Raw genomic sequence first — 11,257 nt, 5'->3', positions numbered from 1 at the left:
AAATACCTTGTGGCAATGAGGCGAGCGCGATTGCCCGCGACGGTTGGTCAGTCGACTGATAGTGGCTACGCCCGTCGCGTCAATCCCGCAACACCCGGGACCCGGCGGTCGCGAGGCCGCCGCTTTTCCTTGCCAAGCCAAGCGGCAGGCAGGCAAACTTCATCTGCTTCATCTCGTCCGGGGGCGGTCCGGGTGGTGGGCGCGTCGGAACTCGTCTCAGACATGACTCGGCTAGGCACTTATCTTCTCAAGCTTTTTGCCGCCGAAGCCGCTGCGCTATTCGGCGTTGCGCTGACCATTCTGTACCTCGTGCAGACGCTCAGGATCGTCGAGGTCGGGGCGGTCCGCGACCGGGGCCTGGGGACGCTGTTCTGGCAGACCATCCTGGGGCTGCCGCCGCTCTCCATCGCGTTTCTCTATGTGTGCCTCGCCGTGGGGCTAGCTCGGGCGCTGCGGGCGCTGCAGACCTCGCGGGAACTCCACATCATCCACGGCTCGCAGCGCCTGCCGGTGCTGATCGGCACCATCCTCGGCTATGCGGCGATCGGCACGCTGCTGGTGCTGTTGCTCGCGCATGTGATCGAGCCCGCGGCGAAGCGCGAATCCGACCTGATCAGCGCCAGGGCGGCGGCCGACCTCGTGGGCCGCTCGCTGATGCCGAACCGTTTCGCCGAGCTGGGCGACGGGGTGACGATCACCGTGGGGGGGCGCGGCGCGGATGGCGAGATCACCTCGTTCTTCGCCGACGACCGGCGCGACACGGCAACACGGCGCACCTATATCGCCGACTCGGCGCTGATCACCGCCGACGAGCTCGGCTATGTACTGCAGCTCAAGGACGGGACGATCCAGTATCGCACCGCGACCGGCCAGTTCTCGGAGATCTCGTTCCAGCGCTACGACATCGCGCTCGAACGGCTGACCGGCGCCGCCGACATGGGCGAGCGCCGCGGCGACCAGAGCACCTATGCAATGGTGACGCAGGGCTTCGCCACCGGCGACTGGCCCAGCGAGTCCCTCCGCCGCATCGCCGAGCGCACCGCCGACGGGTTCCGCGTGCTGGCGCTCTGCCTGTTCGTCGCGGCGATTGCCGCCTTCCCGTCGGGGCGACGGAAGGAACCGCTGCTGCCGGTCGAGATCACGGTGCTCGGCGCGGTGCTGTTCGAGCGGGCCGTCACCTCCTATGCCCCGGTGTCGGGCTGGGCGCACGAGGCGACGGGCGTCGTGGTGTTGAGCGTCATCTCCGTCATGCTGCTGGTCGCCCGGCTGCGCCTGTTCGTGCCGATGCCACGGGAGGCGCACAGCGCATGAACCGCATCGACTGGATCATCGTGAAGCGGCTGATGGGCAATATCGGGCTCACCCTCGCGGTGCTGTTCGTGATCGTGGCGCTGGTCGAATCGCTCAACACGTCGCGGTTCGCCGCACTCTCCAACGCCGGCGGGCCGGTGCTCGCCCTTGCGGCGATCGCCGTAGCGGCGGCGCGCTGGATCATCGACACGCTGCCGCTGACCTTCCTCGTCGGCAGCATTGCGGGGCTGCTGAACCTGCAGGCGACGCGCGAGATGACGGTGATCAAGGCCTCGGGCCGATCGATCTGGCGGCTGATGAAGGCGCCGCTGGCGGTGACTGTGCTCGGCGGCCTGCTGGTGGCGCTGCTGGTCGATACCGGGGTGGTGCAGCTCAACCGCTATCTCTCGCCCAGCGCCGCCGCCAGCGGCTCGCTCAGCCGGGCCGGAACGCTGTGGCTCGACGAGCGGCGGGCGGATGTCCACTACATTCTCGAGGCCGGGTATGTGCATCCCTCGGGGGCTTCGCTGGGCAGCATCAACATCTTCCTGATGGACACGCCGCGCGACCGGATCGAGGCGCCGACTGCCGAGCTGGTAGGCAATGAGTGGGTGATGCCGGAGGCGATGCGCTACCGCTCCAACGAAGTGCCGGAGAAGCTTACCGATTTCCGCCTGCCTACGTCGCGCACCGAAGGCGACATGAAGGCCAGCCTCGCCTCGGTGCAGGACATGACGGTATGGGAACTGGCGAACTCGCTCGCCTCTCGGCTCAGCGATCCGAGGGAGCGGGCGCCGACGCTGACGCGGTTCCTCAGGCTCCTCGCGCTGCCGCTGACATTGTGTGGCTCGCTCGTCATTGCCTTCGCGTTTACGGCCGGTTATCGAAGGACCAATAAGTATGGTGGGGCGGTGCTTTATGGTATCGTCCTTGGGGTCTTGGTTTATGTCGTGACCGAGATGGCGGGACGCGCCGGGGGCGCCGGCGTGATGCATCCGGCCATTGCAGTCGCAGGGCCAGCGATGGTGGCAATCGTCATCGGTGTGACGGTGCTGCTCAACAGGGAAGACGGACGGACGTGAGCAATTGGCGCCGCGACCGGGGGGGAAGGACGCGCTTGCGCCGGTTCGGCGCCGCGCTTTTGCTCGCGCTCGCAGCCGGTATCGGCTCCACCCTTCCCGCCGCCGCGCAATTCCTGCCCGAGGGATTCTTCGCGACCCTGCCCGAGGTAGGCCAGCCGGCCGAGGTGCAGGCAAACACGCTTTCCTATGACAGCCGGAGCGACGTGATCAGCGCCGAGGGGCGCGTGCTGATGCACTATGCTGGCTATTCGATCGCCTGCGACGACCTGCGCTATGAGCAGAAGTCCGGGGCCCTGCTGTGCATCGGCAATGTCGAGATCGTCGATCCGCAGGGCACTAAATACACCGCCGACAGGATCGAGGTGACGGATGGGATGAAGGAGGCCTTCATCCAGTCGCTGACGCTGACCACCACCGCGGGCGCCACGGTCACTGCACGCGACGTGAGCTATTCGGCCGAGCTCGAGACGGTGCTGAACGACGCGGCCTATTCGCCGTGCGGTCTCTGCATCGACGAGAAGGGCCGGCGCATCGGCTGGCGCGTCAAGGCCGCGAAGCTCGTGCAGAACAGCCAGACCAAGACGATCTATTTCGAGCAGCCATCGCTCGAAGTGCTCGGCATTCCGGTGGCCTGGCTGCCGTGGCTCTCGCTACCCGATCCGAGCGCGCGACAGAGCACCGGGTTCACGCTGCCGAGCGTCAACTACAAGGCGGAGTATGGGGCGCGGTTGACGGTGCCCTACTTCATCAATGCCGGCGACAGCACAGATATCATCCTCGCCCCGTCGCTGATGTCGCGCCAGGGCTTCCTGATGGCGGCCGAGTGGCGGCAGCGGTTCGACTACGGCGCGTTCACGGTCAAGGGCTCGGGGATCTACCAGCTCGATCCCGGCGCCTACACCGGCATCGGCAACCGGCAGTGGCGCGGCGCCATCCAGAGTTCGGGCCGGTTCGAACTCGCGGCCGACTGGACGGCAGGCTGGACCTACACGGCGTTCTCGGACGCGGCCTATCTCGACGACTACGATTTCGACACGCGGGATTCGGCGATCAACCAGGTCTACGCCACCCATCTCAGCGCCGATTACTACGCCGACATCCGGCTGCAGCAGTTCCTGAGGCTCGACAATTACCTGACCGATTTCGAGGCGGGCCTCGCGGAGGACCAGCAGGCGCTGGCGCTGCCCAATGCGCGCGGCAACGGCTATTTCGACCTCGGCGAGTGGGGCCAGGTGCGCGCCAACGGCAATCTGCTCGGAGTGCAACGCAACGCCAACTCGGCCGAGCTGTTCGCCGGCGTGCCCTATGTCTTCGGCTACGAGGGCACCAAGGCGCATGCCACGGGCGAGGTCAGCTGGCAGAACCAGCTCATCGCCCCCGGCGGCGTGGTGGCGACGCCGTATCTGGGGCTGCGGACCGATGTCAGCAGCTATGACGACGGCAATGGCGTCGACGTGCCACCCGGGCTGGCCGAGCCCGCCGACCAGTTCCTGTTCGAGGCCACTCCGATCGCGGCGATCGACTTCCGCTGGCCGCTGATCGCCAACAGCGGGCTCGATACTCGCCTGCTCGAGCCGATCGCGCAGGTGGTCTATCGCGGCAGCGACACGACGCTGGTGGGAATCACCAACGACAATGCGCACAGCTTCGTGCTCGATGACACCAACCTCTTCTCCTACGACCGCTTCACCGGCACCGACCGGCAGGAGACGGGGCTGAGGGCCAATGTCGGGGCGCGCTATCTCGCCAATTTCTCGGGCGGCGGCTGGCTCGAGGTGGTCGGTGGGCAGAGCTTCCATCTTGCCGGCGTCAACGCCTTCGCCGAGCCCGATCAGGTGAACACCGGCGTCGCCAGCGGGCTCGAGGACGATGCCTCGTATGTGGTGCTCGGGGCGCGTGGCTCGCCCTATGACGGGGTGGCGCTGGGGGCCAAGCTGCAGGTCGATCCGGACGGGCCGCGCGTTGCGCGGGCGGGGCTCGGCGGCGACTACGAGTTCGGCGACTACTCGGTGGGCGGCGACTATGTCTACCTCCCGGCCGAGCCGGCAACCGGCGTGCCGGTCGACCAGCACGAGGCCACGGTGCGCGCCAGCGCGCCGCTGCCGATCGACTACTGGAAGGCCAATGGCAGCTTCTCGTGGGATGTCGCGGCGGGCGAGTGGCTGCAGGCGCGAGGGGAATTGATCTACGACGACGGCTACTTCCTTGCCGGCGGATTCGCGCAGGCCAACGGGCCGACTCACGACAAGCCGGACTCGGTCACCTTCGGCGTGCAGTTCAAGCTGAAGGCGCCGGGGGCAGAGGACGGAGTTGGGAACTAGATGGGCTCCAGCTATTGCCCCTCGCGCGGATGAGATCGGGGTGGTGGATGGGGCTTCGCAAGTGATACAGGGCGGGCCTTAACCGATTTTGGCCGTATTCTTCCAACATTGAGAAGGCCGAGCCGGGGGCGATCCGGCGGCTTTCCAGAAACTGAAATGGTGACGACAATGCTCCGCCTCATCGCTGCAATGCTGATCGGCCTTTCCCTGAGCGTCATGCCGGCCTCCGCCGCGACCAAGGTCACGGTGAACGGCGTGCCGATCTCGGACATCGAGATCGCGCAGCGCACCAAGCTGCTCGCGCTCGAAGGCGGCGGCGGCACCAAGAAGGCGCAGGACCAGCTGATCGACGAGCAGCTGCAGCTGCAGGAAGCCAAGCGCATGAACATCGTCATCTCCGATGCGCAGGTCGACGACGCGTTCACCACCGTTGCCCGCAACATCAAGGTCTCAACCGACAAGCTGCGCGAGATCCTGCTCCAGAACGGCGTCAGCATCGACACCATGAAGGCGCGCCTGCGCGCCGCGCTCGCCTGGCAGCAGGTGAGCCAGATGGTGGTGACCTCGCGGGTGAAACTCTCCGACCTCGAGCTTGACAAGGCGGCGGCTGCCAAGCTCGACCAGAATTCGAGCTACGACTACATCCTCAAGGAAGTGCTGTTCATCACCGCCGGCAAGAATGCCGCGAGCCGCACCGGCGAGGCGAATAAGTATCGCGCCGCCTTCAAGGGCTGCGACAGCGCCGTGCAGGTGTCGCTCAACTTCACCGACGCCGCGGTGCGCGACCTCGGCCGCCGGCACGCCACGCAGTTGCCCGACGCGATCGCCCAGGAACTGGCCAAGCTCAATGTCGGCGGCATCACCAAGCCGCGGGTGACCGAGACGGGCGTTTCGATGCTGGCGATCTGCTCCAAGAGCTCGGCGCGCGACACCACCTTCGTCAAGAACCAGCTGCGGGCCGAGCAGGGCAACGAGCAGATGAAGGCCGAGTCCGAGAAGTTCAAAGCCGAGCTGCGCCAGAAGGCCAAGATCGTCTACAACTAACGAGGGCTTGCGCCGCTGCTCCGCAATGGACGGAACGCGAGGCGTGCAGCTTTGGACTGTGCCAGAGGGCGCATAGCGGGCCCGGCGCCTTGTCGGGCAGGTGGGGATTGCGAGGACATCTTGACCGAGAGTCACCTGCCGCTTGCCATCAGCATGGGCGAACCCGCCGGGATCGGGCCCGACCTGATCCTCAGGCTCTTTGCCGACCGGGTGGCGCTCGGGCTGCCGCCCTTCATCGTTTACGGCCATATCGAATTCCTCCGCGCCCGGGCGGCGCGGCTAGGGCTGGCGGTGGAACTGGCCGAGAGCACGCCGCTCGAGGCCAACGACCGGTTCCCCGGGGCGCTGCCCATCGCCCATGTCGAGGGGCTGGTGCCCGACAAGCCGGGCGACCCGACGGCGCTCTCGGGTAAGGTGGTGATCGAGGCGATTGCCCAGGCGGTGCAGGCGACGATGACCGGCTCGTGCCGCGGCGTCGTCACCGCGCCGATCCACAAAGGGGTGCTGTACACGACCGGCTTCAAGTATCCGGGGCACACCGAGTTCCTTGCGGCGCTCTGCGACCGCGACGGCAACCCGCCCATGCCCGTGATGATGCTGGCGCACCAGAACCTCAGGGTGATCCCCGCCACCATCCACGTGCCGATCCGCGAGGTGCCGGCGCTGGTGACGGTCGAACTGCTGGTGAACATCGGCCGCATCGTCGCGCATGACCTGCGCACCCGCTTCGGCATCGCCGCGCCGCGCCTCGGCTTTGCCGGACTCAACCCGCATGCCAGCGAGGGCGGCCATATCGGCACTGAAGATCTCGACATCGTCGCCCCGGCAATCACGCAACTGCAGCACGACGGCATCCTCGCCGAAGGGCCGTTTCCCGCCGACACGTTGTTCTACCCGTCGCACTGGCGGCGCTATGAGGCGGTGATCGCGATGTATCACGACCAGGCGCTGATCCCCATAAAGACGGTGGCGTTCGACGAGGCGGTGAACGTGACCCTCGGCCTGCCGATCGTCCGCACCTCGCCCGACCACGGAACGGCCTTCGACCTCGCCGGCAGCGGCAAGGGCTCGCACGCGAGCTTCCTGGCGGCGATCCGGCTGGCGGATCAGCTGACCAGCCGGGCGGCGCAGCAGCAGAGCGCGGCGCAGTAGGGAAGCCGAAGCGAGGGCGGCCCCAGACCATCTGGCCCCCGAGCTCCCCTCCTCTGTGAGGGGGGCTGGCGGCGGGGGTCGTGAGGCGGGCTCAGCGGCGACTGAACCACCCCCTCCCTCCATCCCTCCCCTCAAGGGGGAGGGAGGCGACAGAACCGAAGCAGAGGACCCCTCCCCAACCCTCCCCTTGAAGGGGAGGGTGCCAGCCGGTGGAGTTGGTCAGATCGTGCCAAGAGCACCGGACCTCTTCACCTCCCCCTTTATGGGGGAGGCCGGGAGGGGGCCGTCTGCTTCAGTCGACCGCGCCGAATAAATCCGCTATCCCCGGCAAATGCAGATCGACAATCTACCGCCCCTTCGCGAGGTCATCGCCGCCCATGGCCTCAAGGCCAGGAAGGAGCTCGGGCAGAATTTCCTGCTCGACCTCAACCTCACCGCGCGCATCGCCCGGGCTGCCGGGCCGCTCGAGGGCGTGACGGTGATCGAGGTGGGCCCGGGACCGGGCGGGCTGACGCGGGCGCTGCTGGCGGAGGGCGCTAGGAAGGTCATTGCCATCGAGCGCGACGAACGCGCCCTGCCCGCTTTGGCGGAGATCGCCGCCGCCTATCCGGGGCGGCTCGAGGTGATTGCCGGTGATGCGCTTGAAATCGACTATGCGGCGCTGGCGGTGGGACCGACGCGGATCGTCTCCAACCTGCCGTACAATATCGGCACCGAGCTCCTCATCCGCTGGCTGACGGTCGAGCCGTGGCCGCCGTTCTTCGAGAGCCTGACGCTGATGTTCCAGCGCGAGGTGGCCGAGCGGATCATCGCCAGGCCCGGCGCCGATGCCTATGGACGGCTCGGGGTGCTGTGCGGCTGGCGCACCGAAGCGCGGATCGCCTTCAATGTCGGACGCGAAGCCTTCACCCCGCCGCCCAAGGTGACGTCGAGCGTGGTGCACCTGAAGCCCAAGGCGATTACCGACGGCGTGGCGGTGCGCGACCTCGAGGCGGTCACCCGCGCGGCGTTCGGGCAGCGCCGCAAGATGGTGCGCCAGAGCCTCAAGTCGCTCGGCGTGCCGATGGAGCCGCTGCTGGCGGCGGCAGAGCTCAAGGGCGACGAGCGGGCGGAGACGCTGCCGGTCGAGACGTTCCTGAAACTTGCGAAGGCGCGGCGCTGATGGGGCTGATCGCACTCATTGCGGCGTTTATCGCCTTCATGGTCGCGCTGGCGGTTCCGCTGTTCGTCCAGACCTGGCGATCGCTGGCGATTGTCGTGGTCGTCGCCGCGGTTTTCTTTGCCTTCGTGAACTACGACCTGCCGCATCCGGACGGAATCACGCAGTTTTTCGGGCCGTTCCTGTTCGGGCTCTCGCTCTTCGGGTTCGCGGCGGGGGTGATTGCGAAGTTCGTGATGCTGGTGGGGCGGAGATAGGGCTGCCGTGCCCGACACGACCACCGGGTCATTCCCGCGAAAGCGGAAACCTCTGTTTTGGTACCACCGGCGCGATCGTAAACGGAGGTCCCCGCTTTCGCGGGGATGACGCCGTGCGGTGGGAGAGAAATGAGCGTGGCGGCGCTAACCGCTCACCGTGGGCTTGCTCACCCGGCCCTCGCCGCTGACTTCGATCTCGGCCACGGACACGGTCCGCTTCAAGATTGCCGCGGCCCTGGTGAGCAGCGCGGTTTTCACCTCCGCTGGGCTCATCTTGTCGGTGGTGTTGGCCCAGACGCGCAGGGTCAGGTTATGGTCGAAGGTTTCGCGGGAGCGGATTTCGCGCAGCAGCACCTTGACCTTGGCCTGGGTCCGATCGGCAAAGGTCGGATGAATGCGCATCTCGTCGATGCTGCACGACTTCACTTCGAACGGCATGATCTCAAGTCCCCCGAGGCTCAGGCTCTGCGCAATTCCGGCCGTCCGGAACTGCGGCGCGCGAACCATCCACAGGTGTCGGTGGTTTATCCACCGAACTCGCATGATAACGTTAAGGCAAATTTCTCAACCCTGCTGCCGCCGGGCGACGGCGCACCGGGATCGCGACCCTTCGGAGTTCCTAAAGAGAGTCGATCTGGTCCTGCAAGTCCTTGACGAACTTATCCAATTGGATGAAGCGCGAGCGGGCGAGGCGGGCCGCGGCGAGGATGGTGCGGACGCGCGAGGTGGAATCCTCGAGATCCTCGTTGACCAGTACGTAGTCGTACTCGTCGTAGTGCTGCATCTCGACGCGGGCGTTCTTCAGCCGCTTCTCGATGGTGTCGACGCTGTCTTGCGCGCGGCGTTCGAGGCGCTTGCGCAACTCCTTGATCGAGGGCGGCAGGATGAAGATGGTCACCATGTCGGCGCGCGAGTGCTTGAGCAGCTGCAGGGTGCCCTGGAAATCGATGTCGAACAGGATGTCGCGGCCAGCCGCGAGGCGTTCCTCAACCCGCGAGCGCGGGGTGCCATAGAAATTGCCGTGCACTTCGGCGCTTTCGAGCAACTCGCCATCGGCGCGCATCTTCTGGAAGGTGGGCACGTCGATGAAGTGGTAGTGCTTGCCGTCGATCTCGTCGGTGCGGCGGGCCCGCGTCGTCACCGAAACCGAGAGCGCGATGTTCGGGTCGTCCTCGAACAGGGCGCGCGAAATCGAGGATTTGCCCGCGCCGGAGGGCGAGGCGAGAACCAGCATCACTCCGCGGCGCGTGAATTCCATGGCTACTCGATGTTCTGAACCTGCTCGCGGAGCTGATCGATAACGGCCTTCAAATCGAGGCCGATGGCGGTCAGGGCCACGTCGTTGGACTTGGAGCAAAGCGTATTCGCTTCGCGGTTAAATTCCTGTGACAGGAAGTCGAGCTTCCGCCCCACCGCACCGCCGCCCGCGATGAGCTGGCGGGCCGCAGCGATATGGGCGCCGAGCCGGTCGAGTTCCTCGCGGATGTCGGCCTTGGTGGCGAGCAGCACGGCTTCCTGCGCCAGCCGTTCGTCCGAGAGCGTCGGGCTCGCCTCGGACAGGTCGGCGATCTGCTGGCGGAGGCGGGCGAGGATGGCGTCGCGGCTGCGGCCGGGGTGGATTTCGGCGGCCTTGGTCACCGCGGCGATCTCGTCGATGCGCTCGGCGAGGATGGCGGCGATACGGGCCCCCTCCTCCCGCCGCGACGCTACAAGTCCGCTCACCGCCTGTTCGACGGCGGCGAGGATGGCGGTGTTGAGCGCCTCCTCCTCCTCGGTGGGAAGCGGGCTCTCGTGCTGCTCGAGCACGCCGCGGAGCGCGAGGATGCCGTCGAGCCGGGGCCGCTCCGCATCGACCCGGGCTTCCAGCCACTTGAAGCCTTCAAGCACCGCTTCGAGCGCCTGGTGATTGACGACGACGCGGCCGCCTTCGCCCTCACGATCGACGTTGAGCGATACGGTCAGCGAGCCGCGGGTGATGGATTTGCCGATCGAGCGCCGGATTTCGCCTTCCAGCGCATCGAAGCCGGGGGCGAGGCGCATGCGGAGATCGAGCCCGCGGCCGTTGACCGATTTGAGCTCGACGGTGAAGGCCACGCCCGGCAGCGCGCCGGCGGCACGGGCGTAGCCGGTCATGCTGGCGAGGCTCGCCATTATGGCGCGGGCTCGACGGTCTCGCCGGCGCCCTTGGCCTGTTCGGCTTCCAGCGCCTCGCGCGCCGCCTCGGACTCCGCCTCGGCTGCGGCCTTGCGGTAGAGCGACACGTTCTTCCGGTGCTGGGCGTAGGTCTCGGCGAAGAGGTGCCCGTCGGCCGGGTTGGCGCTCTTGGCCACGAAATAGAGGTCCTTGGTGGCCGCGGGGTGAGCCACCGCTTCCAGTGCATCGACGCCCGGATTGGCGATCGGGCCGGGGGGCAAGCCGTCGATCTGGTAGGTGTTGTAGTCCGTCTTGTCCTTGAGCTCGGCCGAGGTCGGGCCGCGATTGAGCACGGACTTGCCCTCGGTGACGCCATACAGCACCGTCGGGTCGGTCTGCAGCCGCATGCCCTTCTTCAGCCGATTGATGAACACCGCGGCCACCTGCGGGCGCTCGGTCGGAACGCCGGTTTCCTTCTCGACGATCGAGGCCATGGTGACGAGGTCGGCCGGGGTCTTGATCACGCTATCGATCGCCGGGTCGCGGCCGGCCCAGATGCGGGCCACCTCGGTCTTCATCTCGGACTGCATCTTCTCGAGCACCGAGCTTCGGGTGTCGCCGGGGAAGAAATCGTGGCGCACCGCCAGCAGCGTGCCCTCAGCGGGGACCGCGACGGGATCGCCGGTGAGGTTCTGGCCCTCGGCGTTCAGCCGCTCGGCCACCTGGAACGAGGTATCGCCGGGGAGGACATGGACGAAGAAATCGAGCGGCTTGCCCTCGGTGATTTCTTTGAGGCTGTCGGCCATGGAGTAGGGGGCC

Annotated in this window: 11 protein-coding genes; 7 read left to right on the top strand and 4 right to left on the bottom strand. The window is 66.9% G+C overall.

Going from position 1 to position 11,257, the window contains the following annotated elements; all coding sequences use genetic code 11:
- Positions 1-222 precede the first annotated feature (222 nt).
- The 7 genes from JWQ89_RS20665 to JWQ89_RS20635 all read left to right on the top strand — a co-directional run bounded on the left by JWQ89_RS20665 (position 223) and on the right by JWQ89_RS20635 (position 8,305).
- A complete protein-coding gene (locus tag JWQ89_RS20665; protein ID WP_299644219.1) occupies positions 223-1,311 on the top strand; it encodes an LptF/LptG family permease in 1,089 nt (362 codons plus the stop codon).
- On the top strand, positions 1,308-2,372 hold the full coding sequence (locus JWQ89_RS20660) for an LptF/LptG family permease (protein WP_299644217.1): 1,065 nt from the start codon (positions 1,308-1,310) through the stop codon (positions 2,370-2,372). The genes JWQ89_RS20665 and JWQ89_RS20660 overlap by 4 nt, the downstream gene beginning before the upstream one ends.
- A gap of 35 nt (positions 2,373-2,407) precedes the next feature.
- Positions 2,408-4,693, top strand: coding sequence for an LPS assembly protein LptD (lptD, locus tag JWQ89_RS20655; RefSeq protein WP_299644214.1), 2,286 nt, complete (start codon positions 2,408-2,410; stop codon positions 4,691-4,693).
- Positions 4,694-4,861: 168 nt separating this feature from the next.
- A complete protein-coding gene (locus JWQ89_RS20650; RefSeq protein ID WP_299644213.1) occupies positions 4,862-5,737 on the top strand; it encodes a SurA N-terminal domain-containing protein in 876 nt (291 codons plus the stop codon).
- 120 nt (positions 5,738-5,857) lie between these two features.
- The gene (pdxA, locus tag JWQ89_RS20645) at positions 5,858-6,889 is read left to right on the top strand and encodes a 4-hydroxythreonine-4-phosphate dehydrogenase PdxA (RefSeq protein ID WP_299644211.1); all 1,032 of its coding nucleotides are present in this window, start codon (positions 5,858-5,860) and stop codon (positions 6,887-6,889) included.
- A gap of 331 nt (positions 6,890-7,220) precedes the next feature.
- Entirely contained in the window at positions 7,221-8,051 is an 831-nt protein-coding gene (gene rsmA / locus JWQ89_RS20640; protein ID WP_299644210.1) for a 16S rRNA (adenine(1518)-N(6)/adenine(1519)-N(6))-dimethyltransferase RsmA, read from the top strand.
- Positions 8,051-8,305: a hypothetical protein gene (locus JWQ89_RS20635; RefSeq protein WP_299644207.1), complete on the top strand. Its 255-nt coding sequence runs from the start codon at positions 8,051-8,053 to the stop codon at positions 8,303-8,305. Before rsmA ends, JWQ89_RS20635 begins: the two co-directional genes overlap by 1 nt.
- Before the next feature lie 144 nt (positions 8,306-8,449).
- On the opposite strand, the gene JWQ89_RS20630 is transcribed toward JWQ89_RS20635, so the two are convergent.
- The 4 genes from JWQ89_RS20630 to mltG form a co-directional block, all read right to left on the bottom strand.
- Positions 8,450-8,812 (bottom strand): hypothetical protein, encoded by a 363-nt coding sequence (locus tag JWQ89_RS20630; RefSeq protein ID WP_299644205.1) that lies wholly within the window; start codon positions 8,810-8,812, stop codon positions 8,450-8,452.
- A 112-nt stretch (positions 8,813-8,924) separates the two neighbouring features.
- The gene (gmk, locus tag JWQ89_RS20625) at positions 8,925-9,563 is read right to left on the bottom strand and encodes a guanylate kinase (RefSeq protein ID WP_299644202.1); all 639 of its coding nucleotides are present in this window, start codon (positions 9,561-9,563) and stop codon (positions 8,925-8,927) included.
- Between the two features lie 2 nt (positions 9,564-9,565).
- The gene (locus tag JWQ89_RS20620) at positions 9,566-10,456 is read right to left on the bottom strand and encodes a YicC/YloC family endoribonuclease (protein WP_299644199.1); all 891 of its coding nucleotides are present in this window, start codon (positions 10,454-10,456) and stop codon (positions 9,566-9,568) included.
- Positions 10,456-11,257: endolytic transglycosylase MltG (mltG, locus tag JWQ89_RS20615; protein WP_299644197.1), on the bottom strand; the 802-nt coding region annotated here is incomplete at its 5' end. The genes JWQ89_RS20620 and mltG, both read right to left, overlap by 1 nt.

The sequence above is a fragment of the Devosia sp. genome, from assembly GCF_028290645.1.
Taxonomy (GTDB): domain Bacteria; phylum Pseudomonadota; class Alphaproteobacteria; order Rhizobiales; family Devosiaceae; genus Devosia_A.
This window is presented reverse-complemented; position numbering and strand designations above follow the sequence as displayed.